The 3,879-nt window shown below is 72.6% G+C and carries 1 pseudogene; it reads right to left on the bottom strand.

The annotated features are described in order from the left end of the window. Positions 1 to 3,670: pseudogene (locus AB0G14_RS35035) on the bottom strand (beta-ketoacyl synthase N-terminal-like domain-containing protein); the annotation flags it as partial. Between the last annotated feature and the right edge of the window lie 209 nt (positions 3,671 to 3,879).

Below are 3,879 nucleotides of genomic sequence, written 5' to 3'. Positions count from 1 at the left end.
CATCCCACACACCCGAAACATCCACCAACCCACCCCACCGCAACGGCAACTCCAAACCCACCACCCGACCCAAACCCCACACCGCCGCACCCGCGACGTCAGTGAGCAGGTCGGAACCGCCGACCGACACCGCCCCGCTGGTCAGCCACCACAGCCGGCCCGCCCCGCCGACCTCGGTGAGCGCCTGCACCACGGTCAGCGCCCTCGACGCCTCGACGGCGCCCGGAACCGCGGCCGGCTCTCGGGGGTCGGTCAGCGACAGCAGGGACACCACGTTCGCGTCCCGGTCGGCGGACCCCATCGCGTCCCGCAGCAGCCGTGCCACCCGGTCCCGGTCCGCGTCGGCCGGGACCGGCACCGGGATCACCCGGGCGGCACGGGCGGCGAACCCCTCGGCCACCGGGTGGTTCTCCTGCCCCGGCGCCGTCAGCACCAGCCAGGTCCCCGCCAGGGTCGCGCTGTCCGGCACGGCAGCCGTACGCCACGTCGCCCGGTACCGCCAGGAGTCGACGGCGGCCCGCTGCTGCGTCGTACGCCGCCACCGGGCGAGCTTCGGCAGCAGCGCCGTGGACGGCTCGTCGGCGCCCACCGCCAGTTCCTCGCCCAGCGTGCCGAGATCCCCGGACTCGACCGCCGCCCAGAACCGCTCGTCGGACGGGGTGTCGACGGCCGCCGGGGTCGCGCCGGGCTGCGGGTCGTCCAGCCAGTACCGCTGCCGGTCGAAGGCGTACGTGGGCAGGTCAACCACGTGCGGCCGGGCACCGGCCTGGCCGTGGTACGCCGCCCAGTCCACCGCGACGCCGGCGACCCAGAGCTGCCCGACGGCGGCGGTGAGGGCGGTGAGTTCCGGCTGCTTGCGGCGCAGCGCGGCGACGTACCGCACGTCGTCGCCGGTCGCCGTTGCCTCGGCCGCCATGGCGGTGAGGACGGCGTCCGGGCCGACCTCCAGGAACGTGTCCACGCCCTGCTCCCGCAGCGCCGCCACCCCGTCGGCGAACCGCACCGGCTGACGTACGTGCCGCACCCAGTAGCCCGGGTCGGTGATCTCCGCCGTGTCCGCCACGGCCCCGGTCACGTTCGACACGATCGGGATCCGGGGCGGCTGCCAGTCGAGCCCCGCCACGACCGACGCGAACTCGTCCAGCATCGGTTCCATCAACCGCGAATGGAACGCGTGACTGACCGACAACTCCTTGACCCGCCACCCCCGCTCACGGCAAACCTCGACCACCTGGGCAACCTCGTCGACAGCACCCGACACCACCACCGACGCCGGACCATTCACCGCCGCAACGTCCACCGCCGCAGCCGTAGCCTCGATCAGCTCGGTGACGAGATCCTCCGACGCGCCGACGGCCGCCATCACCCCACCGGTCGGCAGCGCCTGCATCAACCTGCCCCGCGCCGCCACCAACACACACGCATCAGACAGCGACAACATCCCCGCCACGTACGCCGCCGTCACCTCACCGATCGAATGACCCGCCAGGAAGTCCGCCCGCACACCCCACGAGGCGAGCAACTCCCACAACGCCACCTCGACCGCGAACAACCCCGCCTGCGCGAACACCGTCTGATCCACCAGACCGGCATCGGGGGTACCCGGCTCGGCGAACACGACCTCCCGCAACGGACGCGGCAGATGCGGATCCAACTCCGCGCACACCCGGTCGAAGGACGCCGCGAACACTGGGAACACGTCGCACAACTCACGACCCATACCGGCCCGCTGCGAACCCTGACCCGTGAACAACACCGCCCGACGACCCGCCGACACCACACCCGACACCGCCGGCCGGCCCTCGACCACAGCCGACAAACCCGCCGTCAACTCCTCGACCGAGCCACCCCACACCACCGCACGGTGCTCCAACGCCGCCCGCGACACCGCCAACGACCAGGACACATCCGACACAGACAGGTCAGACCGATCCCGCACGAACGACACCAGCCGCGCCGCCTGACCCGCCAGGCCACGCTCCGACCGCGCCGACACCACCCACGGCACCGGCAACCCGACCGGCGCGACGGACGCCGACACGGAGACCGCCAGCGGCTCCACGGCCGCAGCCGAGGACTCCCCCGCCGCAGGCACCGGCCGCTCCGGATCAAGCTCCGACGCGGACTCCGGCTCTCCCTGCTCGATGATCACGTGCGCGTTCGTCCCCGAGATGCCGAACGACGACACCCCCGCCCGACGCGGACGCCCCACCGCCGGCCAATCCCGCGCCTGCGTCACCAGTTCCACGGCGCCCGACGACCAGTCCACATGCGACGACGGCTCGCCCACGTGCAACGACGCCGGCACCACCCCGGCCCGCATCGCCAGGATCATCTTGATGATCCCCGCAACACCGGCGGCCGCCTGCGTGTGGCCGATGTTCGACTTCACCGAACCCAGCAGCAGCGGCGCAGCCTCGCCACGGCCCTGCCCGTACGTCGCCAGCAACGCCTGCGCCTCGATCGGATCACCGAGCCTGGTGCCCGTGCCGTGCGCCTCCACCACGTCCACGTCGGCCGTGGTCAACCCCGCCGACGCCAGGGCCTGCCGGATCACCCGCTGCTGCGACGGACCGTTCGGCGCCGTCAACCCGTTCGACGCACCGTCCTGGTTCACCGCCGTGCCGCGTACCACCGCCAGGACCCGCCGGCCGTCCCGCCGCGCGTCCGACAACCGCTGCACCAGCAGCACGCCCACGCCCTCGGACCAGCCGGTGCCGTCCGCGGCCTCCGAGAACGACTTGCACCGGCCGTCGGCGGACAGGCCGCCCTGGATCGAGAACTCGGCGAAGGTGGCCGGGGACGCCATGACGCAGACGCCGCCGGCGAGGGCCAGGTCGCACTCCCCGGACCGCAGCGCCTGCGCCGCGAGGTGCAGCGCCACCAACGACGACGAACACGCCGTGTCCACCGTCACCGCCGGCCCCTCGAAACCGAACGAGTACGCCACCCGACCCGACAGCACGCTGGTCGCGTTGCCGGTGAGCAGATGGCCGCCGACCTCCTGGGCGCGGCCCACCGATCCGTTGGCGTACCCCTGGAAGCTGGCGCCGGCGAAGACGCCGACCGCGCTTCCCTTCAGGCTGGTCGGGTCGATGCCGGCGGATTCGACCGCCTCCCAGGAGGTCTCCAGCAGCAGCCGCTGCTGGGGGTCCATGGCGAGGGCCTCGCGGGGCGAGATCCCGAAGAACTCGGCGTCGAACTCGGCGGCGTCGTAGACGAAGCCGCCGCTGCGGACGAAGGACGTGTCGGACAGGCCGCTGCTGAGGAAGGTGTCCCAGCCCCGGTCGAGGGGGAAGTCAGAGATGCCGTCGCGTCCCGTGGAGAGCAGCTGCCAGAACTCGTCCGGCGATCCGACGCCGCCCGGGAGGCGGCAGCCCATACCCACGATCACGATCGGGTCGTCGTCGACGACCGTGACCGTACGCCCGGCCGGCGCGTCACCGGAGGCGCCGAGCACGGTCTCCCGGACGAAGGCGACCAGGGCGGCTGGTGTCGGGTGGTCGAAGACCAGCGTGGTGGGCAGCGCGAGGCCCGTCTCGGCGGTCAGCCGGTTGCGCAGTTCGACGGCGGTGAGCGAGTCGAAGCCGAGGCGCTGGAACGCCCGGTCCGGTGGCACGGACTCCACGGTGGCGTGGCCGAGCACCGCGGCAACCTGGGATCGCACGAGGTCGAGCAGGGTGGCCTCGGCCTCCGGCGGCGTCAGAGCCGCAAGCCGCTGGCGGAAGGCGGACACCTGGCCGGTGGGGCCGTCCTCGGTGCGGGTTGCTGCCTCGATGGCCGACTGTGCCTCGGGGATTTCGGTGAACAACCGGCTCGGCCGCAACGCCGTGAACGACGACACAAACCGATCCCACCGCACATCCGCCACCACCACCT

Origin of the sequence: Micromonospora sp. NPDC023814 (genome assembly GCF_040639595.1) — a bacterium.
Taxonomy (GTDB): Bacteria; Actinomycetota; Actinomycetes; order Mycobacteriales; family Micromonosporaceae; genus Micromonospora.
This window is presented reverse-complemented; position numbering and strand designations above follow the sequence as displayed.